At 60.0% G+C, this 520-nt stretch carries 1 protein-coding gene; it reads right to left on the minus strand.

The window, feature by feature from the left end:
* Positions 1-47: 47 nt before the first annotated feature.
* Positions 48-520: potassium channel family protein (locus AC1DWF_RS38545; RefSeq protein WP_476843664.1), on the minus strand; the 473-nt coding region annotated here is incomplete at its 5' end.

Consider the following 520-nt stretch of genomic DNA (forward strand, 5'->3'; position numbering starts at 1 on the left):
GGGCGCTGCCCTCACGGAAGTCGAGATCAGCACCATCGCTGCGCTCGCTACGGCGAACTGGGCGGCTGGCGCAACGAGCGCGTACGATGCGAAATCTCCAAGGAAACGAGCCACGCGAGCAGAACGGTTGTGTAGATCTGTCCAATGACGGCTTCGAGCATGACCAATGAGCGCGCGAAGGGATGCACGGGCGCCATATCACCGAAGCCGACCGACGTCAGGGTGATCATCGACAGATAGAAGAACTGAGATCCAGCCGTGACGCGCGGCGCCGGGCTGTGACCCATGTCAAACGCGCCAGGCGCCAGTCGCTCGGACAGGTCAAAGAAGATCGCGAAGAGCAGACCGATCAGGAGGTAAACTACCACGGCCCCAATGATCCGATGCACGGTGATCCGGCCTGGTGCAAATAGGCCTAGCAGGAGCAACAGGCACAACAAGCTCAGGAACAGGATCGAGACGGTATCGAGGGCAGGGCGCAACTCATAGTTTGGCGACAAGGCAGAGAGAACTTGCAGGA

Source organism: Aminobacter sp. P4_D5, from assembly GCF_056401815.1.